Origin of the sequence: Massilia sp. UMI-21 (genome assembly GCA_015277795.1) — a bacterium.
Lineage (GTDB): Bacteria > Pseudomonadota > Gammaproteobacteria > Burkholderiales > Burkholderiaceae_D > Telluria.
In genome coordinates, this window is sequence record CP063848.1 from 4,206,995 (window position 1) to 4,229,624 (window position 22,630).

At 66.7% G+C, this 22,630-nt stretch carries 19 protein-coding genes; 11 read left to right on the forward strand and 8 right to left on the reverse strand.

Features of this window, described 5'->3' with window-relative positions:
* Positions 1 to 136: 136 nt before the first annotated feature.
* From IM543_18545 to IM543_18555, 3 genes are read right to left on the reverse strand one after another with little or no spacing between them, the layout of a single operon-like run.
* Positions 137 to 652, reverse strand: a complete 516-nt coding sequence (locus IM543_18545) for a Rhs element Vgr protein (protein QOY96752.1) — start codon at positions 650 to 652, stop codon at positions 137 to 139.
* Between the two features lie 52 nt (positions 653 to 704).
* Positions 705 to 1,328: a bifunctional 4-hydroxy-2-oxoglutarate aldolase/2-dehydro-3-deoxy-phosphogluconate aldolase gene (gene eda, locus IM543_18550; GenBank protein QOY93532.1), complete on the reverse strand. Its 624-nt coding sequence runs from the start codon at positions 1,326 to 1,328 to the stop codon at positions 705 to 707.
* Complete coding sequence (locus tag IM543_18555; protein QOY93533.1) at positions 1,325 to 3,244, reverse strand: phosphogluconate dehydratase; 1,920 nt, start codon at positions 3,242 to 3,244, stop codon at positions 1,325 to 1,327. The genes eda and IM543_18555 overlap by 4 nt, the downstream gene beginning before the upstream one ends.
* Positions 3,245 to 3,574: 330 nt before the next feature.
* Here IM543_18555 and pgi point away from each other — a divergent pair, with 330 nt between their 5' ends.
* The 6 genes from pgi (at position 3,575) to tal (ending at position 10,152) form a co-directional block, all read left to right on the forward strand.
* On the forward strand, positions 3,575 to 5,218 hold the full coding sequence (gene pgi, locus IM543_18560) for a glucose-6-phosphate isomerase (GenBank protein ID QOY93534.1): 1,644 nt from the start codon (positions 3,575 to 3,577) through the stop codon (positions 5,216 to 5,218).
* Between the two features lie 57 nt (positions 5,219 to 5,275).
* Positions 5,276 to 6,142 (forward strand): SMP-30/gluconolactonase/LRE family protein, encoded by an 867-nt coding sequence (locus IM543_18565; GenBank protein ID QOY96753.1) that lies wholly within the window; start codon positions 5,276 to 5,278, stop codon positions 6,140 to 6,142.
* A 148-nt stretch (positions 6,143 to 6,290) separates the two neighbouring features.
* Entirely contained in the window at positions 6,291 to 7,760 is a 1,470-nt protein-coding gene (gene zwf / locus IM543_18570; GenBank protein ID QOY93535.1) for a glucose-6-phosphate dehydrogenase, read from the forward strand.
* A 20-nt stretch (positions 7,761 to 7,780) separates the two neighbouring features.
* Complete coding sequence (locus IM543_18575) at positions 7,781 to 8,635, forward strand: SIS domain-containing protein (protein QOY93536.1); 855 nt, start codon at positions 7,781 to 7,783, stop codon at positions 8,633 to 8,635.
* Positions 8,636 to 8,700: 65 nt separating this feature from the next.
* Positions 8,701 to 9,201, forward strand: coding sequence for a GAF domain-containing protein (locus tag IM543_18580; GenBank protein ID QOY93537.1), 501 nt, complete (start codon positions 8,701 to 8,703; stop codon positions 9,199 to 9,201).
* 21 nt (positions 9,202 to 9,222) lie between these two features.
* The gene (gene tal / locus IM543_18585) at positions 9,223 to 10,152 is read left to right on the forward strand and encodes a transaldolase (GenBank protein QOY93538.1); all 930 of its coding nucleotides are present in this window, start codon (positions 9,223 to 9,225) and stop codon (positions 10,150 to 10,152) included.
* A gap of 96 nt (positions 10,153 to 10,248) precedes the next feature.
* Here the strand turns inward: tal and IM543_18590 are convergent, their stop codons facing one another.
* Positions 10,249 to 10,884: a TetR family transcriptional regulator gene (locus IM543_18590; GenBank protein QOY93539.1), complete on the reverse strand. Its 636-nt coding sequence runs from the start codon at positions 10,882 to 10,884 to the stop codon at positions 10,249 to 10,251.
* 154 nt (positions 10,885 to 11,038) lie between these two features.
* Between IM543_18590 and IM543_18595 the strand changes: the two genes are divergently transcribed.
* The 4 genes from IM543_18595 to IM543_18610 all read left to right on the forward strand — a co-directional run bounded on the left by IM543_18595 (position 11,039) and on the right by IM543_18610 (position 18,059).
* Entirely contained in the window at positions 11,039 to 12,364 is a 1,326-nt protein-coding gene (locus tag IM543_18595) for an efflux RND transporter periplasmic adaptor subunit (GenBank protein QOY93540.1), read from the forward strand.
* A 28-nt stretch (positions 12,365 to 12,392) separates the two neighbouring features.
* On the forward strand, positions 12,393 to 15,554 hold the full coding sequence (locus IM543_18600) for an efflux RND transporter permease subunit (GenBank protein QOY93541.1): 3,162 nt from the start codon (positions 12,393 to 12,395) through the stop codon (positions 15,552 to 15,554).
* On the forward strand, positions 15,551 to 16,993 hold the full coding sequence (locus IM543_18605) for an efflux transporter outer membrane subunit (protein QOY93542.1): 1,443 nt from the start codon (positions 15,551 to 15,553) through the stop codon (positions 16,991 to 16,993). The genes IM543_18600 and IM543_18605 overlap by 4 nt, the downstream gene beginning before the upstream one ends.
* Positions 16,994 to 17,153: 160 nt before the next feature.
* The gene (locus IM543_18610) at positions 17,154 to 18,059 is read left to right on the forward strand and encodes a M28 family peptidase (GenBank protein ID QOY93543.1); all 906 of its coding nucleotides are present in this window, start codon (positions 17,154 to 17,156) and stop codon (positions 18,057 to 18,059) included.
* A gap of 48 nt (positions 18,060 to 18,107) precedes the next feature.
* Here the strand turns inward: IM543_18610 and IM543_18615 are convergent, their stop codons facing one another.
* Both IM543_18615 and rdgB read right to left on the reverse strand, forming a co-directional pair.
* On the reverse strand, positions 18,108 to 19,355 hold the full coding sequence (locus IM543_18615) for an oxygen-independent coproporphyrinogen III oxidase-like protein (GenBank protein QOY93544.1): 1,248 nt from the start codon (positions 19,353 to 19,355) through the stop codon (positions 18,108 to 18,110).
* Positions 19,352 to 19,936 carry an RdgB/HAM1 family non-canonical purine NTP pyrophosphatase gene (gene rdgB / locus IM543_18620; protein ID QOY93545.1) on the reverse strand — a complete coding sequence of 195 codons (585 nt, stop codon included), beginning with the start codon at positions 19,934 to 19,936 and terminating at the stop codon, positions 19,352 to 19,354. Before rdgB ends, IM543_18615 begins: the two co-directional genes overlap by 4 nt.
* Before the next feature lie 167 nt (positions 19,937 to 20,103).
* Here rdgB and IM543_18625 point away from each other — a divergent pair, with 167 nt between their 5' ends.
* On the forward strand, positions 20,104 to 20,847 hold the full coding sequence (locus tag IM543_18625; GenBank protein ID QOY93546.1) for a CPBP family intramembrane metalloprotease: 744 nt from the start codon (positions 20,104 to 20,106) through the stop codon (positions 20,845 to 20,847).
* Positions 20,848 to 20,880: 33 nt separating this feature from the next.
* Here the strand turns inward: IM543_18625 and rph are convergent, their stop codons facing one another.
* Together rph and IM543_18635 are read right to left on the reverse strand one after the other, a co-directional pair.
* Entirely contained in the window at positions 20,881 to 21,609 is a 729-nt protein-coding gene (rph, locus tag IM543_18630; protein QOY93547.1) for a ribonuclease PH, read from the reverse strand.
* Between the two features lie 27 nt (positions 21,610 to 21,636).
* Positions 21,637 to 22,617 carry a protein phosphatase 2C domain-containing protein gene (locus tag IM543_18635; protein ID QOY93548.1) on the reverse strand — a complete coding sequence of 327 codons (981 nt, stop codon included), beginning with the start codon at positions 22,615 to 22,617 and terminating at the stop codon, positions 21,637 to 21,639.
* Positions 22,618 to 22,630 lie beyond the last annotated feature (13 nt).

Here is a 22,630-nt window from a genome sequence, read left to right on the forward strand (position 1 = left end):
AGCAAGATTTATTGCTTGCCGAATGAATGCAATCGAGGAGACTTTGTCACTGCTACCGTGCACGCGTGTAAGACCTGGCAGGCGCTTCCGCGCGAGCCGGCAAGCCGTCTGCAGGCGACAAGGTGGGAGGGAGGATTCAGGCCTGTCGGGCCTGGTGCAGTCTCAACAGGCAGCGGCCAACATCGCAGGGCAGATTGGCCGTGCTGGACGGATCGGCAAGGAAGCCCGCCAATACCGTTTCGTACAGCACCAGACTGCCCGCATAGCGCCGCTGGCGCATGGCTGCCGGGGAACGCAAGTGCTTGAGCGTGAAGTAATCGGCCAGCAGATCGCCCTGCGCTTCCATGTTGAAGTCGGCAAGTGTCTTGCCCGGCGCCAGATCGTAGTCGTAAGACAGTCCCAGGCGCACCGCGCCGCGCAGGCGCACCGCATATCCAAGCTGGTGTTGCCATACATGCGCCAGTTCGTGCATGAACCAATGCACCGCCGGCGGATCGCCACGCGTGTAATCGGGAAGAAAGCAGGAACGGTGGAAGTACATGCTGCCGTTCGGCGTCATGCAGCAGTTCTTCGGCTGGAAAGGCATGTAGCGCCGGCCGTGGACACGGACGCGGCTGTAGTCGATGGCGTCGCGAAACAGGCGCGACGCCATCGCGATCTCGCTCCCGGTCAGGGGACGAGAACGGGATCGCATCCTGGTACGCTCAGCCGACGCGCAGCGCGGCGGCCGCCTTCGCCAGTTCGGTGATCCCGGCCCAGTCGCCGGCAGCGATCAGGTCTTTCGGGGTCAGCCAGGAGCCGCCGACGCAGGCGACGTTCTTGCAGGCGAGGAACTTCGGCGCGGTCTCGATCGAGATGCCGCCGGTCGGGCAGAAGGTCATGTCCGGCAGCGGTCCGCCGATGGCATTGAGCATGCCGACACCGCCCGCCGGCACCGCCGGGAACAGTTTCAGCTGCCTGAAGCCCTGCTCGCGCGCGGCCATCACTTCGGACGGGGTCATCACGCCCGGCAGCAGCGGCAGGCCGCTCTTCCTGGCCGCCTCGATCAGCGCCGGGGTCAGGCCCGGCGAGACGCCGAACACGGCGCCCGCGTCGCGCGCGGCGGCGAATTCTTCCGGCTGGGTCAGGGTGCCGACGCCGACGATCGCGCCGTCGACCTGGCTCATGGCGCGAATCGCGCCCAGGCCGTGCTGCGTGCGCAGCGTCACTTCAAGTACGCGGATGCCGCCGGCCACCAGGGCCTTTGCCAAGGGAACGGCGTGCTCGGGATCGTCGATGGCGATGACGGGGATGACGCTCGCCGAGCGCATGATTTCAAGTAAGGTCATTTCTGGGTCCTAAAGAGAAAGTCTTCGTCGGAACCGGGCTGGACTTCATCGGTCTGGATGCCGTCGTGCAGCGGTACGGTGGTGTCAACCGGCGAGGGCAAGGGGAAGGTCGCCGCCCCCTCCTCCGCCGGGCTGGAATGGGAACGGAACATCGCGAACAGCTCGCGCCCCATCCCGATGTGGCTCTTCGACAGGTCGGCGCTCGCCATGCTGCGCGAAGCCCATACCTCGTCCGCCACCAGCGCCTCGAGCGAACCGGTGGTGGCGTCGACACGGATGATGTCGCCGTCGCGCACCAGGCCGAGCGGTCCGCCGGCCAGGATCTCGGGCGATACGTGGATCGCCGCCGGCACCTTGCCGGACGCGCCCGACATGCGGCCGTCGGTGACCATCGCCACCTTGAAGCCGGCGTCCTGCAGGTTCGACAGCGCCGGGGTCAGCGCGTGCAGTTCCGGCATGCCGTTGGCGCGCGGGCCCTGGAAGCGGATCACGGCCACGAAGTCGCGCTCGAGCTCGCCATTTTTATAGCGCTGCATGAAGTCTTCCTGCGAGTCGAAGGTGAGCGCCGGCGCTTCGATTACGTGGTATTCGGATTTCACCGCCGATATCTTCATCACGGCGCGGCCCAGGTTGCCCTGCACCAGCACCATGCCGCCATTGTTGGCGAACGGGTTGCCGGCCGGGCGCAGCACGGCTTCGTCGCCGCTCCTTGCCGGAACGTCGCGGAACACCACCTTGCCGTCCTCGCCCAGGAAGGGCTCCTTGCAGTGGGCGCGCAGGCCGTGGCCGAGGATGGTGTTGACGTCCTCGTGGGCCAGGCCGGCATCGAGCAGTTCGCGGATCACGAAGCCCGGGCCGCCGGCGGCCTGGAAGTGGTTCACGTCGGCTTCGCCGTTCGGGTAAATGCGGGTCAGCGAAGGCACCACTTTCGACAGCTCGTCGAAGTCGTTCCAGTCGACCACGATGCCCGCGGCGCGCGCGATGGCGATCAGGTGCAGGGTGTGGTTGGTGGAGCCGCCGGTCGCGTGCAGTGCGACGATGGCGTTGACGATGCTCTTCTCGTCGACGATGCGGCCGATCGGCATGTATTGGCCACCCTGCTGGGAGATCGCCACCGCCTGCTGGCTTGCCGCGCGGGTCAGCGCATCGCGCAGCGGCGTGCCCGGGGTGATGAAGGCGGCGCCCGGCATGTGCAGGCCCATCATTTCCATCAGCATCTGGTTGCTGTTGGCGGTGCCGTAGAAGGTGCAGGTGCCGGCGCCGTGGTACGAGGCCGACTCGCCCGCCAGCAGTTCCTCGCGGGTGGCTTCGCCCTTGGCGTAGCGCTGGCGAATGGCCGCCTTTTCCTTGTTCGAGATACCGGAGGTCATCGGGCCGCCCGGCACGAAAATGCCCGGGATGTGGCCGAAGTGCAGCGCGCCGATCAAGAGGCCCGGCACGATCTTGTCGCAGATGCCCAGGTACAGGGCCGCATCGAACATGTTGTGCGACATCGCGACGGCGGTGGCCATGGCGATGGTGTCGCGCGAGAACAGCGACAGTTCCATGCCCGGCTGGCCCTGGGTCACGCCGTCGCACATGGCCGGCACGCCGCCCGCGAACTGGGCCACGGCGTCGACTTCGCGCACGGCGTCCTTGATCAGCTGCGGATAGGTTTCGAAGGGCTGGTGCGCCGACAGCATGTCGTTATACGACGAGACGATGGCGACCGACGACTTCTTGTATTCCTTCAGCTTGAGCTTGTCGTTGGCCGGAAAGGCGGCGAAGCCGTGCGCCAGGTTGGTGCACGACAGCGCGCCGCGCTGCACGCCCTGCATGCGGGCCGCCTCCATGTGCGCAAGGTAGGCCGCGCGCGAGGGACGGCTGCGTTGGATGATCCGCTTGGTTACCTGTTCGACTACGGGGTGCAGCGCCATGATCGTTCCTTCGTAAATTTAGTATCTGAAATTTTACTACAGATTTTGATGGGATGCAGGCAAGCTGGCATCAAGCGCTCGGGCAGTGCGCCGCCCAGCCCGGCATATCGACCGTCTTTTGTAGGGTGGGCGGGTCTCCCCCCCACGCGTTCGACGCCACGATGCGCACCACGCGACGCCTCGATATGTCCACGTTGGCTGAACGCGTGGGCGGGGAACCCGCCCACCCTACAGAAAATCTGGCAAGTTTTTATGTAGTGAATTTACGCACGCTTCCTGTATTATTCGCTAATCTGTCATTGCCAACATTGTCTCATCGATACCGACCCCATGCGCACGCCTTCCTTGACCAGCACCGCCAGCTTCCAGGCCCTCGAAAACCACGCCCTCGATGCCGAAGACTGGGAGATGCGCAGCCTCTTCGCCGCCGATCCCCAGCGCTTCGCGCGCATGTCGATCGAGGCCGCGGGGCTGTTCCTAGACTATTCAAAAAATCGCCTCGACGGGCGCACGCTTGAACTGCTGGCGGCGCTGGCGCGCGAGCGTGGCGTGGAGGCGCGCCGCGACGCCATGTTCGCGGGCGAACGCATCAACAATACCGAGAACCGCGCCGTGCTGCACACCGCCCTGCGCGCCCCGCGCGGCAGCACCCTCGTGGTCGACGGCCAGGACGTGAATGCCGACGTGCACGCGGTGCTCGACCGCGTCCGCAGCTTCACCGACGCCGTGCGCAGCGGCGAATGGCTGGGCCATACCGGCAAGCCGATCACCGACATCGTCAACATCGGCATCGGCGGCTCGGACCTGGGTCCGAAGATGGCCGTGCTGGCCCTGCGCCACTACACCCACCCGCGCCTTCGCATGCATTTCGTGTCGAACGTCGACGGCCACGACATTGATGCGGCGCTCATGCAGGTCGATCCGGAAACCACGCTGTTCATCGTCGCCTCCAAGACCTTCACCACCGCCGAGACCATGATGAACGCGCAGACCGCGCGCAGCTGGTTCCTCGATCGTGCTCCCGAGGAAGCCCTGGCGAAACACTTCGTCGCCGTCTCGACCAATGTCGAGGCCATCAAGACCTTCGGCATCGACCCGGACAACATGTTCCCGTTCTGGGACTGGGTCGGCGGGCGTTACTCGGTGTGGTCGGCGATCGGCCTGTCGGTCGCGCTGGCGGTGGGCTTCGGCTATTTTTCCGACTTCCTGGCCGGCGCCCACGAGATGGACCAGCATTTCCTGAGCGCGCCGGTCGAGCAGAACATGCCGATGCTGCTGGCCCTGGTCGGCTTCTGGAACCGCGAATTCCTCGATGCGCATTCGGTGACCATCGCCCCCTACCACCAGGACCTGAGCCGCTTCCCGGCCTACCTGCAGCAGCTCGACATGGAGAGCAACGGCAAATCGGTCACGCGCGAGGGCGAGCCGGTCGACACCCCGACCTGCCCGGCGATCTGGGGCGAGCCCGGCACCAACGGCCAGCATGCCTATTTCCAGCTGCTGCACCAGGGCACCGACCTGACCCCGATCGACTTCATCGCCGCGCTGCGCCCGGCGCACGAGATGGAGCAGCACCATACGGCCCTGCTGGCGAACTGCTTCGCCCAGTCGGAAGCCTTCATGAAGGGCAAGACCATCGATGAGGTGCGCGCCGACCTGGTGGCGCAAGGCCTGTCGCCCGACGAGGTCGAGCGCCTGGCGCCGCACAAGACCTTCCCGGGCAACCGCCCGAGCAACACCATCCTGATGGAACGCCTGACGCCCTCGACCCTGGGCGCCCTGATCGCGCTGTACGAGCACAAGACCTTCGTGCAGGGGGTGATCTGGAATGTCAACAGCTTCGACCAGTGGGGCGTTGAACTGGGCAAGGTGCTGGCGAAGAAGATCGAGGCCGAACTGGCGGGCGAAGCGCAAGCCGCCCTGCACGACAGCTCCACCAACGGCCTGATCGCCCGCGCCAAGGCCGCTTTCTGACTCCACTCATTTACTCACATGGCAAGCGATAAATTTGAAGTAGTGCATGACGCGCCGATGCTGGTCGGCGAAGCGGCAACCTGGCACGAGGTCGAGTCGGCGCTGTACTGGGTGGACATCAACGGCCGCACGGTCAACCGCGTGCATCCGGCCAGCGGCAAGTACACCTACTGGAAGATGGGCACGGAGCCCTCGGCGCTGGCCGTCGACGGCGACAACAACCTGGTGGTGGCCACGCGCAGCGGCCTGATCTGCCTGAACACCACCAGCGGCAAGGAAACCCCGATCGCCGACGCGCCCTACGACACGGCCATCGTGCGCTTCAACGACGGCCGCGTGGACCCGGCCGGACGCTTCTGGATCGGCACCATGTACGAACCGCGCGACAAGCCGGCGGCGGAAATGTACGTGCTCGAGCGCGGCCGGCTGCGCCGCGCCTGGGCGGGCGGCATGACCAACTCGAACGGCCTGGCCTGGAGCCTGGACGGGCGCACGATGTTCCATGCCGATACCACCACGCACCGGATCGACTGCTACGACTTCGACCCGGACACCGGCGCCCACAGCAACGGGCGCACCCTCAAGACCTTCTCGCTTGACAAGACGGCGGCGGACTACGGCGGCCGGCCGGACGGCGCCGCCGTCGACAGCGAAGGCGCTTATTGGGTGGCCATGTTCGAAGGCGGCCGCATCTTGCGCATCGCCCCGGACAGCGGCGAGATCCTGCGCGAGATCGCGCTGCCGCTGCGCTGCCCCACCTCGGTCGCCTTCGGCGGGCCGGACCTGCGCACCCTGTACATCACCAGCGCCAGCCATGGCCGCTCGGCCGAGGAACTGGCGCGCTATCCTCTCAGCGGCAAGCTGCTGTCGACCCGGGTCGACGTGGCCGGGCGCGAAGAGCCGGAATACGTGCACCAGCGCTGACCCATCCGCAGCGCATGGTGGGGTGGGCGGCACGCCCACCCCACGGCTGTTCGCCAGCCGGCACATTCCGTAGTAGATTTTCTTGCTAAGCGCATATTCGTGTAGTAAATTTACACGAACGCTTACCTTCCTCTTTCCAGACATCCTCATGGCCCTTTCCGATTTCGATCTCGTTTTCTTTGGCGGCAGCGGCGACCTTGCAATGCGCAAGCTGCTCCCCGCGATGTATGCGCGCGACGTCTGCAGCGACCTGCCGGACACCGCCCGCATCATCTGCGTGGGCCGCGACGCCTTCACCCAGGAAGATTTCATCGGCTTCGTGGAGAAGAACTCGAAGCCGCACATCAAGGAGGCGCCTGCCGAGGCCACCTGGGCCAGGTTCCTGCAGCGCATCGTCTATGTGTCGCTGGACGCCACCGACGTGCGCAGCTTCGACCCGCTGGTCGAGGCCCTGCGCAAGGACGCCTCGCTGACCCGCGTCTACTATCTGGCGACGCCGCCGCACCTGTTCGCGACCATCTGCGACAACCTGGCCGAGACCGGCCTGGCCACGCCGAACTCGCGCGTGGTGCTCGAAAAACCGCTCGGCCGCGACCTGGCCTCGGCCAAGCAGATCAACCTCGACGTCGGCAAGGTGTTCAGCGAGTCGCAGATCTACCGGATCGACCACTACCTGGGCAAGGAGACCGTGCAGAACCTGCTGGCGCTGCGCTTCGGGAACATCCTGTTCGAACCGCTGTGGCGCCGCGAGTGGATCTCGGACGTGCAGATCACCATCGCCGAGAAGATCGGCGTGGGCAACCGCCTGGGCTACTACGACACCTCGGGCGCGCTGCGCGACATGCTGCAGAACCACCTGCTGCAACTGCTGTGCATCGTCGCCATGGAGCCGCCCGCCTCGATCGCGCCGGACGCCGTGCGCGACGCCAAGCTGCAGGTGCTGCGCTCGCTGAAGCGCTTCACCCCGACCACGCTGGCGCAGAACATCGTGCGCGGCCAGTACCGCTCCGGCCACATCGACGGCCAGGCGGTGCCGGGCTACCGCGAGGAGCCGGAGGCGCCCAAGCACTCCAAGACCGAAACCTTCGTCGCCATGAAGGCCGAGATCGACACCTGGCGCTGGGCCGGCGTGCCCTTCTACCTGCGCACCGGCAAGCGCATGGCCGACCGCCTGGCCGAGATCGTGGTGCGCTTCAAGCCGATCCCGCATTCGATCTTCAACCAGCCGACCTCCAGCTTCCAGCCGAACAGCCTGGTGATCCGCCTGCAGCCGGACGAGGGCCTGTCGATGAACCTGATGGCCAAGACCCCGGGCGACTCGATGCGCCTGAAGCAGGCCGAGCTCGAACTCGACTTCCGCGAGCAATTCACCAGCCCGCGCATGGAAGCCTACGAGCGCCTGCTGGTGGACGTGCTGCGCGGCCAGCTGACCCTGTTCATGCGCGGCGACGAACTGGAAGCGGCCTGGGAGTGGGTCGAGCCGATCCTCGAGTACTGGGAGCAGAACGACAGCGCGCCGGTGCCGTACACCTCGGGCACCTGGGGGCCGGCGGCGTCGAGCGCGCTGATCGGGCGCGATGGCCTGCAGTGGCGCGAAGAAGTGCTGCCCGAAGACTGACTTTCCAAGGCTGAACCAGCATGCTGCTCGATTCCATCCGCACCCAGCTCGACTCGCTGTCGAAATCCGAACGCAAGGTGGCGCTCGCGGTGCTGGCCGCGCCCTCGAGCACGGTCAGCCAGAACATCACGGCGCTGGCCAAGAGCGCGCAAGTGTCCGAACCGACCGTGGTGCGCTTCTGCCGCACCCTGGGCTACGACGGCTGGCACGAGTTCAAGCTCAAGCTGGCGCAAGGCCTGGCGCTGGCGCTGCCGGGCGCGAACGAACAGCCGGCGCCGGACGACCTGGCGGCCGACCTGGTGAACAAGATCTGCAGCCGCTCGATCAACACCCTGCTCGATCTGCGCAACAACCTCAAGCCGGAACTGATCCAGAAAGCGCTCGACATCCTGTCGCGCGCCAACAAGATCGAATTCTACGGCCAGGGTTCGTCGGGTTTTGTCGCGGCCGATGCCCAGCACAAGTTCTTCCGCTCGGGTGTGCCGACCGTGGCCTATACCGACCCGGCGATCCATTCGATCGCCGCGGCGCTGCTGCGCGAAGGCGACGCGGTGGTGGCGATCTCGCAGCGCGGCAACAACCCGGCGCTGACCCGTTCGGCCAAGCTGGCGCGGCGCGGCGGCGCCGACGTGATCGTGCTGGCGCCGTCCGGCACGCCGCTGGCCGAAATCGCGACCCTGTTCATCCCGATCGACCTGGTGTTCGCGATCGACCCCTACACGCCGATCTCGGCGCGCCTGGCCTACCTGGTCGTGATCGACGTGCTGGCGGTCGGCCTGGCGCTGCAGCGCGGGCCGGAGTTCCGCAAGAAGATGCAGAATGCGCAGAAAGCGCTGCAGGAATTCGACATGCAGTTCGATTCCTTCATCGGCTGAGCGGGCGGCCTGTCGCGGAAGGCGGGTGTAAAATACCGGGTTTCGACAGTCACACGGTTTCCGCCATGCATATCAATCCCGAACGCAGCTCCCAACCCGACTACGCGCTGCTGGAGCGCCAGGTCGAGAGCGTCCTCGAAGGCGAACGCAACCTGATGGCGAATGCCGCCCAGTTTTCCGCCCTCGTCTACGACACCCTGGCCGACCTGAACTGGGCCGGTTTCTACTTCACCGTTCCGGCCCGCAAGGGTGATGGCCAGGACCTGCTGGTCGGCGCCTTCCAGGGCAAGCCGGCCTGCGCCCGCATTCCATTCGGGCGCGGCGTCTGCGGCGCCGCTGCCGCCGAACGCAAGACCATCGTGGTGCCGGACGTGCACGCCTTCCCGGGCCACATCGCCTGCGATTCGGCCTCGAATTCGGAGATCGTGATTCCCTTGATCAAGGACGGCGAGGTGCTCGGCGTGTTCGACATCGACAGCCCCTCGCTCGACCGCTTCTCCGACGACGACCGTGACGGGCTGGAACGCATGCTGGCCGCCTTCGTGGACGGCACCGATTTTTCCTGATTTCTTCACTTTGCTCTCACCATGAACCAACTCGAACAACTCAAGCAATACACCACCGTGGTCGCCGACACCGGCGACTTCCAGTCGATCAAGGCCTACGCGCCGCAGGATGCGACGACCAACCCGTCGCTGATCCTGAAGGCCGTGCAGAAGCCGGAATACCGTCCGCTGCTCGAGAAAGCCGTTGCCGACGCGCCGCACGCGACGGTCGATGAAATCGTCGACAATCTGCTGATCGGTTTCGGCGTCGAGATCCTGAAGTACGTGCCGGGCCGCGTCTCGACCGAGATCGATGCCGCGCTGTCTTTCGACACCGAAGCCACCGTCGCCAAGGGCCGCGAACTGATCGCCCTGTACGAAAAGGCCGGCGTGTCGCGCGAGCGCGTCCTGATCAAGATCGCCTCGACCTGGGAAGGCATCCGCGCCGCCGAGATCCTGGAGCGCGAAGGCATCCACTGCAACCTGACCCTGCTGTTCTCGCTGTGCCAGGCGGTCGCCTGCGCCGAAGCCGGCGTCAAGCTGATCTCGCCTTTCGTCGGCCGCATCTACGACTGGTACAAGAAATCGACCGGTACCGACTACCAGGGCGCCGACGATCCGGGCGTGCAGTCGGTCAAGGGCATCTACCAGTACTACCGCAAGTTCGGCTATCAAACCGAAGTGATGGGCGCCAGCTTCCGCAACACCTCGCAGATCCTGGAGCTGAGCGGTTGCGACCTGCTCACCATCTCGCCCGACCTGCTGCAGAAGCTGGCCGACAGCGATGCGCCGGTCGAGCGCAAGCTGGTGGCGGAAGCGATCGCCGATGTCGCGAAGATCGCGATGGACGAGAAAACCTTCCGCTTCATGCTGAACGAAGACGCGATGGCGACCGAGAAGCTGGCCGAAGGCATCCGCGCCTTCGTGGCCGATTCGATCAAGCTGAAGAAGATGATCGAAGAAATGAAGTAAAAAAGAAAACGCGCCTCGGCGCGTTTTTTGCAGGGTGGTCCGGGGCGCGTCCACTCCACCGACGCGCCGTGGCGGACCTGGCCGGCGCCGTCCGCCCTATGGCGCCCCGGCATCGGCCGCCCGTAGTCCGTTCAGGTAGGTATCGATCACCGTCCCGCCCAGCGCCATCAGGTCGAACCAGCTCGGCTCGAAGATCCAATTGCGGATCAGGCCATCGACCAGGATCCAGCCGCCCTGCGCCGCCGCCAGCGTGGTCACGCCCGGGCGCAGCATGCCCTTCTCCTGCGCCTGCTTCAGGTGCCCTTCCATCCGGTCCTGCCACAGGCCGATCGATTCGCGCCGGCGTGCGCGCACCGCGTCCACTTCGTCGATGAATTCGGTCTTCAGGGTGGCGATCTCGAACACCCGGCGCGCCTTTTCGTCTTCCACCACGATGCGCAGCACCGCCAGCATGTCGTCGCGCAGGCACTGCAGCGGGTCCCTGACGTCGCGCTGCTGGTCGAGTTGCTGCATCGCCTCGTCCATCGGCATCTTGGCACGATCGAACATGGCATTGAAGAGCGCACCTTTGTCCAGGAAATGCCAATAGATCGCACCGCGCGTGACTCCCGCAGCGGTCGCAATATGCTGTAAAGTCGTCCTTGATACGCCTTGTTGGGCGAACAATCTTTCTGCAGCGTCAAGGATGCTGTCGCGGGTCGCCGCAGCCTCCGCCTTGGTTTTACGTGCCATTTTTTTTGTGCCTTTCGATTTGAAGAGGCGCTCCAGCAATAAACATACAGTCGTGATAGTATATAAAGCTGTTCCCAAAAGCCAGTAACAATTCGCGCGCGGTCCATGTATTTGCGCGGGATATCGAAACAACAATGAGAAGGAAGCATACGTAATGCGCTCAGACCACTCCTCCCTGTCCCCGACTCTTTCGCTGAGCCGCGTCGCCGCGGGCACCCTGGTGGCCATCGCCCTGCTGTCGGGTTGCGGCAAGAAAGACGCCGCCCCGGCCGCGGGCGGCCCTGGCGGCGGGATGCCGGCGCCGGAAGTCGGCGTCATCACCACCAGGTACGAACCTGTCGCCCTGCTGACCGAACTGCCGGCGCGCGCCGAGCCGGTCCGCACTTCGCAGGTCCGCGCCCGCGTGGACGGCGTGGTGCTCAAGCGCCTGTTCAACGAAGGCAGCGAAGTCAAGCAGGGACAGTCCCTGTACCAGATCGATCCTGCCCCCTACCAGGCGCGCCTCGCCGCGGCCCAGGCCGACGTCGGCAGCGCCCAGGCCACCCTGAACCAGGCCACCGCACAGGCCGAGCGCTACAAGCCGCTGGTCGAGGCCAACGCCATCAGCAAGCAGGAATATACCAATGCCGTGGCCGCCCAGAAGCAGGCCGAAGCCGCCCTGGCGGCCGCCCGGGCCCAGGTGCGCATCGCCCAGATCAATGCCGGCTACGCCAACGTCTACGCCCCGATCTCGGGCCGCATCGGCCGCTCCCTGGTGACCGAAGGCGCCCTGGTCTCGGCCGCCCAGGCCACCGAGATGGCGCTGATCCAGCAGACCGACCCGATGTACCTGAACATCACCCAGTCCGCCAGCGAACTGCAGCGCCTGCGCAAGCAGGCCGGCGGCAACGTGAAGGATGCGCCGGTGAGCGTGATCCTGGACGACGGCACCGAGCTGGCGACCAAGGGCCGCCTGCTGTTCTCGGACGTCACGGTCGACCCGAGCACCGGCCAGGTCAGCCTGCGCGCCACGGTGCCCAACCCCGGCAACGCCCTGCTGCCGGGCCAGTACGTGCGCGTGCGCCTGGCCCAGGCCGAGCTCCCGAACGGCATCGTGGTGCCGCAACAGGCGGTCACCCGCGGTGGCCCGCAGGGCGATACGCTGATGGTGGTCGGCCCGGACAACAAGCCGGCCCCGCGCGTCGTCAAGATCGGCTCGCAGCAGGGCGCCAACTGGATCGTCACCGACGGCCTGAAGGAAGGCGAACGCGTGATGGTCGACGGCTTCCAGAAGCTGCAGATGTTGCCGCCGGGTACGCCGGTCAAGGCGGTGCCTTGGCAGTCGCCGCAAGCAGCCGCGCCCGGGTCAGTCCCCGCTGCGAGCCCGGCCAAGGCCGCCGCCGGCCAGGCCGCCGCCGCCGACGCGCGCCAGCTGCCTGCCTCGGCCCCGTCGGGCTCCACCGCCGGCGCCGCGCCGGCAGCCGCCTCGACGCGCAACTAAGCGCCAGAAAAAAAAACAGGACTAATTCATGGCACGTTTCTTCATTGACCGCCCTATTTTCGCCTGGGTGATCGCGCTGTTCATCATGGTGATCGGCGCGGTCTCGATCACCCAGCTGCCGATCGCGCAGTATCCGAACGTGGCGCCGCCATCGATCGTGATCAACGCCGCCTACCCGGGCGCCTCGGCGCAGACCCTGGAAGACTCGGTCATCTCCGTCATCGAGCGCGAGATGAACGGCTCCCCGGGCCTCGTCTACATGGAATCGAGCAGCACCGCCAACGGCAGCGGCTCGATCACCCTGACTTTCGAAACCGGCACCAACCCCGAGCTGGCGCAGGTGGACGTCCAGAACCGCCTGTCGCGCGCGGCCCCGCGCCTGCCGGCGGCGGTGAACCAGCAGGGCGTGCGCGTCGACAAGGTGCGCGCGAACTTCCTGCTGTTCACCATCCTGTCCTCCGACGATCCGAAATGGGACCCGATCGCGCTGGGCGACTACGCCTCGCGCACCGTGCTCCCGGAAATCCAGCGCATCAAGGGCGTCGGCACCGCGCAGCTGTTCGGTACCGAGCGCGCGATGCGGGTCTGGATCGACCCGGCCAAGCTGGTGGGTTTCCGCCTGTCCCCGGCCGACGTCAATAGCGCGATCCGCAGCCAGAACGCCCAGGTGGCCTCCGGCACCATTGGCGAACTGCCGCTGGCGCAGGGCCAGGAAATCACCGCGACCGTGGTGGTGACCGGCCAGCTCTCCAGCGTCGAACAGTTCGGCAACATCGTGCTGCGCGCGAATCCGGACGGCTCGACCGTCCGCCTGAAGGATGTGGCCCGCATCGAAATCGGTGCCCAGGCCTATGGCACCTCGGCGCGCCTGAACGGCAAGCCGTCCACCGGTATCGGCGTGCAGCTGGCGCCGTCCGGCAATGCGCTGGAGACCGCGCGCCTGGTGAAGGAACGCATGGCGGAACTGTCGAAGTTCTTCCCGGCGGGAATGAAGGCCACCGTGCCGTTCGACAGCTCGAAGTTCATCGACATCTCGATCGAGCAGGTGCTGCATACCCTGGTCGAGGCGCTGGTGCTGGTGTTCCTGGTGATGTACCTGTTCCTGCAGAACTTCCGCTACACGATCATTCCGACCATCGTGGTCCCGGTGGCGCTTCTGGGCTCGCTGGGCACGCTGCTGGCGCTGGGTTACTCGATCAACGTACTGACCATGTTCGGCATGGTGCTGGTGATCGGTATCGTGGTCGACGACGCCATCGTGGTCGTCGAGAACGTCGAACGCATCATGTCCGAAGAAGGCCTGCCGCCGCTGCAGGCGACCCGCAAGGCCATGGGCCAGATCTCGGGCGCGATTATCGGCGTGACCGTGGTGCTGATGTCGGTGTTCGTGCCGCTCGCCTTCTTCGCCGGCGCGGTGGGTAACATCTACCGCCAGTTCTCGGTCGTCATGGTGTCCTCGATCGCCTTCTCGGCCTTCCTGGCGCTGTCCCTGACCCCGGCCCTGTGCGCGCACCTGCTCAAACCGGTCGAAGCCGGCCACCACCACGAGAAGCGCGGCTTCTTCGGCTGGTTCAACCGCAAGTTCGGCGCCACCGCCAAGGGCTACGAAGGCTGGGTCGGCAAGCTGATTCGCAACTCCGGCCGTGCGCTGGTGGCTTTCGTGCTGGTCTGCGGCCTGGTGACGCTGTTCTTCACCCGCCTGCCGAATTCCTTCCTGCCGAACGAAGACCAGGGCTACGTGATCGCCAACATCCAGCTGCCGCCGGGCGCGACGCTGGAACGCACCAACGAGGTGATGCGCACCGCCGAGGCCTTCATCATGAAGCAGCCGGAAGTGGCCAACATGGTCAGCGTGCTGGGCTTCTCGTTCTCGGGCGCGGGCCAGAACATGGCGCTGGCCTTCATTCCGCTGAAGGACTGGGACGAGCGCAAGGGCGAGAATTCCAGCGCCCAGGCCGTGGCCGGCCGCATCATCGGCGGCCTGTCCGGCGTGCGCGATGCCTTCATCTTCGCGCTGTCGCCCCCGCCGATCCCGGAACTGGGTCGCGGCACCGGCTTCAGCTTCCGCCTGCAGGACCGCGGCGGCAACGGCCACGACGCCCTGCTGGCGGCGCGCAACCAGCTGCTCGGCATGGCGGCGCAGAGCCCGGTCCTGGCCGGCGTGCGTCCGGAAGGCCTGGAAGACGCCCCGCAGGTCCGGCTCGACATCGACCGCGACAAGGCGCAGGCGCTGGGCGTGAGCTTCGATGCCATCAATACCGCGATCTCGACCTCGCTCGGCTCGTCGTATGTCAACGACTTCCCGAACGCCGGCCGCCTGCAGCGCGTGGTGGTGCAGGCCGACGCCGCCGCCCGCATGCAGCCGGACGACCTGCTGCGCCTGAACGCGCTCAATGCCCAGGGCCAGCCGGTGCCGCTGTCCTCGTTTGCGACCACGCGCTGGGTGACCGGTCCGATGCAGACCCTGCGCTACAACGGCTATCCGGCGATGAGCATCTCGGGCGACGCCAAGCCGGGCTACTCCACCGGCGACGCGCTGGCCGAGATGGAGCGCCTGGCAGCCAAGCTGCCGCCGGGCTTCGCCTTCGAATGGACCGGCCAGTCGCGCGAGGAACAGCTTTCGGGCGGCACCATGGGCATCCTGATGGCCTTCTCGCTGCTGGCGATCTTCCTGGCCCTGGCCGCGCTGTATGAAAGCTGGTCGATCCCGGTGTCGGTGCTGCTGGTGGTGCCTTTCGGTATCCTGGGCGCCGTGCTGGCGGCCATGCTGCGCGGCTACCCGAACGACGTGTACTTCAAGATCGGCCTGGTGACCATCATCGGCCTGGCGGCCAAGAACGCGGTCCTGATCATCGAGTTCGCGAAGGACCTGCAGGCGCAGGGCAAGTCGCCGATGGAAGCGGCGATCGAGGCGGCGCACCTGCGCTTCCGCCCGATCATCATGACCTCGCTGGCCTTCATCCTCGGCGTGCTGCCGCTGGTGATCGCCGGCGGCGCGGGCTCGGCATCGCAGCGCGCGATCGGTACCGGGGTGATGGGCGGTATGATGACGGCTTCCACGCTCGGCGTGCTGTTCGTGCCGCTGTTCTTCGTGGTGGTTCGCAAGATCTTCAAGGGCAGCAAGCGCCAGCAGGAGAAGTTCGCGCACCATGGAGAAACCGCTCCGGTAGTCGAAGGAAAACAACCATGACCAATAACATGAAAAAACTGACTCCGCCCGCCTTTGGCATCACATTGGCAATGCTGCTGTCGGGCTGCATGTCGCTGGCGCCGAAGTACGAGCGTCCGGCGGCGCCGGTGGTCCAGGCCTTCCCCGAGCTGGCCAAGCCGGCCGGCGCCCCCGCCGCCCAGCTGGCGAACCAGCCGGCGCCCGCCATCGCATGGCGGCAATTCTTCCCGCATCCGCAGCTGCGTGGGCTGATCGAGCAGGCGCTGGCAAACAACCGCGACCTGCGCATCTCGATCGCCAACGTCGAACAGGCGCGCGCCCAGTACCGCATCCAGCGCGCCGAGCGCCTGCCCAGCGTGGGCCTGGGCATCAGCGGCACGCGCCAGACCACCGGCGAAGACCAGCCGATCAACAGCCTGTACCAGTCGGGGTTCTCGGTCTCAAGCTTCGAACTCGACCTGTTCGGCCGGGTGCGCAACCTGTCCGAAGCGGCGCTGGCGCAGTTCCTGGCGACCGAAGAGGCGCGCAAGTCGGCGCAGATCAGCCTGATCTCGTCGGTGGCCAACGTCTACCTGCAACTGCTGGCCGACGAAGAGCTGCTGGCGATCACCCAGCAGACCCTGGACACGCGCCGCGAGTCGCTGCGCCTGACCCAGCTGCGCTTCGACAATGGCGTCTCCTCGCGCTTCGAGTTGCAGCAGGCGCGCTCGCTGGTGGAAACCGCGCTGGCCACGCTCGCGGCCCAGCAGCGCCAGCGCGCGCAAGACCTGAACCTGCTGACGCTGCTGGTCGGGTCGCCGGTGCCGGCGGCGGCGGCAAGCGGCGCCACCCTGGCCTCGACCGACCTGCCGGACCTGCCGGCCGGCCTGCCCTCGGACCTGCTGACCAATCGTCCGGACATCCTGGCGGCCGAGCAGCAGCTGATCGCGGCCAACGCCAACATCGGCGCGGCGCGCGCCAACTTCTTCCCGCGCATTACGCTGACCGGCAGCGTGGGCAGCGCCAGCACCGAGCTCTCCGGCCTGTTCGAGAGCGGCTCCTACGGCTGGAGCTTCGCGCCGCAGGCGATCCTGCCGATCTTCGACTACGGCCGCAACACCGCGGTGCTGGGCACTGCCCGTGCCCAGCGCGAGATCGCGGTGGCCCAGTACGAGCGCTCGATCCAGACCGCGTTCCGCGAGGTGGCCGATGCGCTGGCCGGGCAGGCGACCTTCAGCGAGCAGCTGCGCGCCCAGCGCGCGGTGGCCGAAGCCGAGGCCGACCGCTTCAACCTGGCCGACCTGCGCTACCGCAACGGCGCGGCCAGCTACCTCGAACTGCTGGACGCGCAGCGCGCGCTGTTCCAGGCCCAGCAGGCGGCGGTGCAGGCCAACCTGCAACGCCTGCAGAACCAGGTCACGCTGTACAGCGTGCTGGGCGGCGGGTGGACGGAGCCGGCCCCGCCGGTGGCGGCGCGCTGAGCGCCGCGCCGGACCCGATCCGAAGCCGGGCCTGGCGCCCGGCTTTTTTGCGGGCGTCCCGCGCCTGCAGGCACGTTGAAACGCGGAATCGAAGCGCTGCGGGTGTGCGCAAATGGCTACACTGGACGCATGAACGCTGGGGGCTCGCCGCCCGACTGCCATGCGCAAATTCGCCCGCACACACTGGAAAATCCTCATCGCGATCCTGCTGGCGATCGCGTTGGCGACACTGACGCTGGAAACCGATTCCGCCGTCCGCGCATCCGGTCCCGCATCCGGTCCCGAACTGTCCGTCCGTCTGCGCGCGCACGTCGGCGCGCTCGCCAGTCACGAGCACGACAGCGCCGCGCCGCAAGCGCTGGAGCAGGCGGCGCGCCATATCGAAACCACGCTGGCGGGCTATGGCTACGGATTGCACCGGCAAGAATACGAAGCCGGCGGCCAGAATGTGCGCAACATCGAAGTCGCGATCGCCAACACCGCGCCGGGCGCCAGGCCCGAGCGCATCTTCATCGTCGGGGCACGCTACGACGCGGCGCCTGGCGCCCAGGTCGGCAAGCGCAGTGACGCGGACCGTGGCAGCGGCACCGCCGCCGTGCTGGAACTGGCGCGCCTGCTCAAGACCATGCGGCCGAGCCGCGGCACCGAAGTCAGGTTCGTGTTCTTCGTAAACGCGGCCCCGCCCACGCCCCCGGCGAATGCCACGGGCGAGCAGATCGGCGGCATGCCCTACGCGAGCACCGGCAACTTCATTGCCTTCGCGGGTACGCTGGAATCGTCGGCCCGGGTGCGGCAGGCCCTGGCGGCCTTCCAGGCCCGGCCGGACTTCCCGACCGAAGGGCTGGCGGCGCCGGCCCACGCGATGGGCGTGACCTGGTCGGACCATGCCTCCTACAAGCGGCATGGCTACCCTGCCCTGATGATCACCGACACCGCCTTCCTGCGCTACCCCTACTACCACACGCTCGACGACACCGCGCAGCTGCGCGATTACGCCGGCATGGCGCGCGTGCTGGAGGGACTGGCGCGCACCATCGACGCGCTCGCGGGCGCGGCGCGGACCTAGACCCCATCGTTGGCAGCGATCACCGCGTGGTCGGGAGGCCCGCCCACGCTAGGAATTCAGGAACATCTCCTGCAGGTCGTTCAGGAAGCGCTGGCCCATGTCGGTCGGCTTGATGAGCTTGTGATCGCGGTAGAGCAGGCCCTTGCGTTCCGCCTCGTCCAGGGCCTTGCCGATGGCGCCGATGCTCATGCCGGTGCGCTCGCCGAACAGGTTCGGATCGAAGCCCCCGGTCAGGCGCAAGGCGTTGAGCATGAACTCGAAGCCCATGTCGGCGCGTGCGATCTCGTGCTCTTCCTGTACCGGATTGCCGCGCCGGGCGGCCTCGATGAAGGAGCCCGGCTGCTTGTAGCGCGCCTGGCGCAGCACGCGGTGCGGGAAGGAAATCTTCGAATGCGCGCCGGCGCCGATGCCAAGGTAGTCGCCGAACTGCCAGTAGTTCAGGTTGTGCTGCGCCTGGCGGCCTTCCCTGGCGTAGGCCGATACCTCGTAGTGTCCGTAGCCCGCCGCCGCGGTCGCCTCGAGAATCATGTCCTGCATGTCGGCGCTCAGGTCGTCGTCCGGCAGGATCGGCGGATACTTGGCGAACACCGTGTTCGGTTCCATCGTCAGGTGGTACATCGACAGGTGCGGCGGGGCGAAGGACAGCGCCGTCCGCAGGTCGCTGCGCGCCTGGTCGAGCGTCTGTCCCGGCAACGCGAACATCAGGTCGAGATTGAAGTTGTCGAAGGTCGAACGGGCGATCTCCACCGCGCGCAGCGCTTCGGCTTCGTCGTGGATGCGGCCCAGCGCCTTCAGGTGCGCGCCGTTGAAGCTCTGGATGCCGATCGACAGGCGGTTGATGCCGCTGTCGCGGTAGGACTGGAAGCGCTCGGCCTCGAAGGTGCCCGGGTTGGCCTCCATCGTGATCTCGGCGTCGAGCGCCAGGGGCAGCAGGGTGCGCACGTCGGACAGCAGGCGATCCAGGCCGGCGGCTGACATGAGGCTCGGGGTGCCGCCGCCGATGAAGACGGTATGGATCTTGCGCCCCCAGATCATGGGCAGCGACTGCTCCAGGTCGAGCCGCACGGCGTCGAGGTAGTCCTTTTCAGGCAGCTCGCCCTTGGCCTCGTGCGAATTGAAATCGCAGTAGGGGCACTTGCGCACGCACCACGGGAAGTGGATGTAGAGCGACAGCGGCGGCAGGCTGGTGAGGTTCAGCGCACCCGGTTGCAGGTACTGCAGGGCCGTCGTTGCAGGAGAACGCGGTTCGCTGGCGCTGCTGCCGAGGTCCGGCCCCGCGACTTTAATCGGGATCATTTGAGTTTTTCTACCAGTGCACGCAAGGCCTGGCCGCGGTGCGAGTGGGCGTTTTTGACGCCCGGCTCGAGTTCGGCGGTGGTCTTGCCGAGCGACGGAATCAGGAAGTGCGGGTCGTAACCGAAGCCGTTGGCGCCGCGCGGGGACGCGATGATCTCGCCATGCCACTGGCCGTCGGCGATGACCGGCTGCGGGTCGTCGGCGTGGCGCACGTAGACCAGCACGCAGTAGTAATAGGCCGACTTGTCGGCGTGCCCGGCCAGGTCGGCCACCAGCTTGTCGTTGTTGCGGGCATCGGATTTCGGTTCGCCGGCATAGCGGGCCGAATACACGCCGGGCGCGCCGCCGAGCGCATTCACGCATACGCCCGAGTCGTCCGCCAGGGCCGGCAGGCCCGTCAGGCGCGCGGCGTGGCGGGCCTTGGCCAGGGCGTTTTCCACGAAGGTGCCGAAGGGTTCTTCCGCTTCCGGAACATCGAATTCGCCTTGCGGGTGCAAGTCGAAGCCGATGGGCGCGAGCAGTTGCGCGAATTCCTTCAGTTTGCCGGCGTTGTTGGAGGCGAGGATCAGGCGTTGGGTCATGGTGGGTCAGCTGGCTGGATCAAGCCGGGTATTTTACCGTTTCCTCCGCCGCGCCGCCGCGATTGCAGCTCATTGCGCGATTCGCGCAGCCTGTCGCACCGAGGGCGACCGCGGGCCGCGATGTCATTACAGTGGCGACATCCCAACAATCGCTACAACACAAGAACATGAGACTGCGCCACTTCGCCGACCAGCACCCGATCCTTGCCGCCATCGCGTGCGCTGCCCTGCAGTTCGGCCTCACGATCCTGATTCTCAAAGCCGGCAAACTGTTCGCCCCGCCGGAAGCCTTCGGCAAGGTCAAGCTGCTGGCGTTCGCTTCCACCGTGGTGCTGCCGCTGCTGCTCACGCAGGCCTTCGGCATGTGGCGCGAGGTCGGGTTCGGGAAAGCCGCCCCGAACGGCTTCTTCATCGCCTGCCTGCTGCCGGTGCTGATGTTCGCCGCGCTGGGCCTGCACCTGCCCGGGCCAGGCCTCGCGGGCGACCTGCTGATCCAGTCCTTCAATGCCTTCGGCGAAGAATTGCTGTTTCGCGGCGTGATCTTCGTGATCCTGATGCGCCTGCCGCTGTGGCAGGCCATCGTGCTCAACGGTGTACTGTTCGGCTCGATGCACCTGATCCACGGCTACATGGACGGCAACTGGAGCCATGCCCTGGTGTGGGCGCTGATGAGCTCCTGCGCCGGCATGATGTTCGCCGCCGCGCGGGCAAGCACGGGCAGCCTGTGGCTGGTGGTGATCCTGCACATGATCCTGAACCTGGCCAGCATGTACTCGAACATCGAGCACGTGGCGGGGGCGGACATGCTCACGCTGGTGCAGTATGCGACCAAGGTGGTGGAGGTGGTGCTGGGCTTGTACGTGATCGTGACGGCAGGACGCGTCAAGCCGGTCGCGGCGCTGCCTGCCTGAGGCCCGGCAGGGCGGCCCGGCCGCCCTGCCGCGTCAGACGCCCAGCGCCTGCTTCTGCAGCCTCACCAGCTGCGCAATCCCGCCTTCGGCCAGGTCCAGCAGGCGATTCATTCGCGCACGGTCGAAGGCCGCGCCTTCCGCCGTGCCCTGCACTTCGATGAAGTGGCCGGCATCGGTCATCACCACGTTCATGTCGGTATCGCAATCCGAATCCTCGACATAGTCCAGGTCCAGCACCGGCATGCCTTTGTACACGCCGACCGAGATCGCGGCCACGAAGTGCTTGAGCGGCACCGCCGGCAGCAGGCCCTGCCCCACCAGCACGCCGAAGGCGTCGTAGGCCGCCACCATGGCGCCGGTGATCGCGGCGGTACGGGTGCCGCCGTCGGCCTGGATCACGTCGCAGTCCAGGTGCAGGGTGCGTTCGCCGAAGGCTTCCAGGGCGAAGGCGGCGCGCAGCGAGCGGCCGATGAGGCGCTGGATTTCCTGGGTGCGGCCGGTCTGCTTGCCGCGCGCGGCTTCGCGGTCCATGCGGGTGTGCGTCGAGCGCGGCAGCATGCCGTATTCGGCCGTCAGCCAGCCCTGCCCCTTCCCCTTCAGGAAGCCCGGCACCTTCTCTTCGATGCTGGCGGTGCAGATCACCTTGGTGTCGCCGCACTCGATCAGCACCGAGCCTTCGGCGTGCCGGGTGTACTGGCGGGTGATGCGGATCGCGCGCAGCTGGTCGAGCGCGCGCCCGCTCGGGCGTTGTTCAAACGTCATGGAAAGCCCTTTCTTGTTCAGGTAATCTTATTTGAGTAGTTGAGAAGATTTCTCGATCGCCTCGCGAATCTCGGCAATCGCCTTTTCGATCTCGTCTTCGTCGAAGGCGTCCGCAACGGCGCCCGAATTGGCACCCGAATTGGCGCCCGGATTGGCACCCGGACCGGCGGCGGGCGGCAGGGGCCGGCCGGCGATGATCGTCGAGCTGACACCGTCCTCGGGCAGCATCCGGGTCGAGATCACGTCGGGCCCCAGGCTGCCCTTCGTATCCGCACCCTGCCAGGTGATCGCCAGCGCGGTGGTGTTGTCGGCACGGGCGCCGCCGATCGCGGCGGCCATCGCGACCATGTCGGGCACCGCCTGCACGATGCTGGAGGTCGACAGCCGGTGCACGATCTCGGCGTCGGGCAGCATCGACCACAGGCCGTCGGAACACAGCAGCAGCGTGTCGCCCGGTTCCAGGCTGGCCTGGCGCGAGACGTCGATCCGGGGGACCTGGCCCGCGCCCAGGCAGTTGTACAGCTTGTTGCGGTCGGGGTGCGTGTTGCGGTCGGCCTCGCTGGCGCGGCCGCGTTCGATCAGGTATTCCAGGTGCGAGTGGTCGCGCGTGCGCGCCAGCACCTGGTTGCGGCGCAGCCAGTACAGGCGCGAGTCGCCGCAGTGCGCCCACACCGCGCAGTTGTGCTGCACCAGGCAGGCCACCACCGTGGTGCGCGGCGTCTCGGGCAGCTTGTTGGTGTCGGCGTAGGCCAGGATGTCCCAGTGCGCCTGGGTCAGCGCCTCTTCCAGGAAACGCTCGGGTTTCTTCACATAGGGCTTGGCCTGCATGCGGAACATCATCGACATCGTCTGCAGCGCGATGGTCGCGGCGATTTCGCCCGCCAGGTGTCCGCCCATGCCGTCGGCCAGCACCAGCAGCAGCGCGTCGCGCGTGAAGCTGTAGCCCATGCGGTCCTGGTTGACCTTGCGCCCGCCGATGTGGGTCTGCTGGTAGACGGAAAACTGCATGCTCGCTCCTGGT

Bases quoted from the DNA above. Each gene is read 5' to 3' on its own strand.
- IM543_18610 (QOY93543.1), top strand. From the start codon at position 17,154: ATGCGCAAATTCGCCCGCACACACTGGAAAATCCTCATCGCGATCCTG.
- IM543_18600 (QOY93541.1), top strand. From the start codon at position 12,393: ATGGCACGTTTCTTCATTGACCGCCCTATTTTCGCCTGGGTGATCGCG.
- IM543_18565 (QOY96753.1), top strand. From the start codon at position 5,276: ATGCTGGTCGGCGAAGCGGCAACCTGGCACGAGGTCGAGTCGGCGCTG.
- tal (QOY93538.1), top strand. From the start codon at position 9,223: ATGAACCAACTCGAACAACTCAAGCAATACACCACCGTGGTCGCCGAC.
- rph (QOY93547.1), bottom strand. From the start codon at position 21,609: ATGACGTTTGAACAACGCCCGAGCGGGCGCGCGCTCGACCAGCTGCGC.
- zwf (QOY93535.1), top strand. From the start codon at position 6,291: ATGGCCCTTTCCGATTTCGATCTCGTTTTCTTTGGCGGCAGCGGCGAC.
- IM543_18555 (QOY93533.1), bottom strand. From the start codon at position 3,244: ATGGCGCTGCACCCCGTAGTCGAACAGGTAACCAAGCGGATCATCCAA.
- IM543_18615 (QOY93544.1), bottom strand. From the start codon at position 19,355: ATGATCCCGATTAAAGTCGCGGGGCCGGACCTCGGCAGCAGCGCCAGC.
- pgi (QOY93534.1), top strand. From the start codon at position 3,575: ATGCGCACGCCTTCCTTGACCAGCACCGCCAGCTTCCAGGCCCTCGAA.
- IM543_18625 (QOY93546.1), top strand. From the start codon at position 20,104: ATGAGACTGCGCCACTTCGCCGACCAGCACCCGATCCTTGCCGCCATC.
- eda (QOY93532.1), bottom strand. From the start codon at position 1,328: ATGACCTTACTTGAAATCATGCGCTCGGCGAGCGTCATCCCCGTCATC.
- IM543_18595 (QOY93540.1), top strand. From the start codon at position 11,039: ATGCGCTCAGACCACTCCTCCCTGTCCCCGACTCTTTCGCTGAGCCGC.
- IM543_18580 (QOY93537.1), top strand. From the start codon at position 8,701: ATGCATATCAATCCCGAACGCAGCTCCCAACCCGACTACGCGCTGCTG.
- IM543_18590 (QOY93539.1), bottom strand. From the start codon at position 10,884: ATGGCACGTAAAACCAAGGCGGAGGCTGCGGCGACCCGCGACAGCATC.
- IM543_18545 (QOY96752.1), bottom strand. From the start codon at position 652: ATGGCGTCGCGCCTGTTTCGCGACGCCATCGACTACAGCCGCGTCCGT.
- rdgB (QOY93545.1), bottom strand. From the start codon at position 19,936: ATGACCCAACGCCTGATCCTCGCCTCCAACAACGCCGGCAAACTGAAG.
- IM543_18605 (QOY93542.1), top strand. From the start codon at position 15,551: ATGACCAATAACATGAAAAAACTGACTCCGCCCGCCTTTGGCATCACA.
- IM543_18575 (QOY93536.1), top strand. From the start codon at position 7,781: ATGCTGCTCGATTCCATCCGCACCCAGCTCGACTCGCTGTCGAAATCC.
- IM543_18635 (QOY93548.1), bottom strand. From the start codon at position 22,617: ATGCAGTTTTCCGTCTACCAGCAGACCCACATCGGCGGGCGCAAGGTC.